The following is a 799-nucleotide window of genomic DNA, read 5'->3' on the forward strand; positions in this document are numbered from 1 at the left end:
ATTTAGATGATAAGATTCTTTCAAATTTAGCACTGAAGCTTCTGATTTTGACTGGAGTACGGTCATATCCATTGCGATATTTGCGTCTTGAACAAATAGATAAAAATATATGGACAATACCAAAAGACAATATGAAGGGTATTGTGGGAAAAGTTTCAGATTTTCGCGTGCCACTAAGTGATGAAGCTTTGAGAGTTATTGAAAAAACTCTCCCCTTTGAAAAGAATGGTTTTCTCTTTTCTGGTCTTAAAGGCAACCCCATTTCTGATGCCACCATGGCAAAGTATATGACAATTTGTGGTTTGACTTATCGTCCCCATGGTTTTCGTTCAAGCTTACGGGACTGGATAGCAGAGACAACGTCAACACCATTTGAGATTGCCGAAACTGTTCTTGCACATACAGTTGGGAGTTCAGTGACGAAAGCCTACATGCGAACGGATTTTTTAGAACAGCGACATGTTCTCTTGGAACAGTGGGCTTCATTTATAACAGGATAGAATTTTTACAATTACCTCTGCAGTGTTTTTAGCTATTTTGAAGAGAAATTTGATATGTCCAATTCTGTGAAAATAACAGTTTTAAATGTGTAAAGCTATTATTGATAGCCTCCATGAGACGAGCAAAATTAAGAAACCATTTTCTAAAGAATTTCGCGCGTCTCAGAGTATGTTTAGAGTCGGATATTTGGTTTTTGTGTAAAAATACTTACAAACGCATCCATAATACGTGAAAAATCAAGCGCTAATAAGAGTATAATGAGTACAATCCATTTTGTATAACGCGACATCACTTTTAC

Annotated in this window: 1 protein-coding gene; it reads left to right on the plus strand. The window is 36.3% G+C overall.

Going from position 1 to position 799, the window contains the following annotated elements:
• A partial coding sequence (locus ABD915_RS09940) for a tyrosine-type recombinase/integrase (protein ID WP_345117799.1) occupies positions 1-500 on the plus strand: 500 nt, incomplete at its 5' end.
• Between the last annotated feature and the right edge of the window lie 299 nt (positions 501-799).

The sequence above is a fragment of the Bartonella jaculi genome (assembly GCF_039543045.1).
Classification (GTDB): domain Bacteria; phylum Pseudomonadota; class Alphaproteobacteria; order Rhizobiales; family Rhizobiaceae; genus Bartonella; species Bartonella jaculi.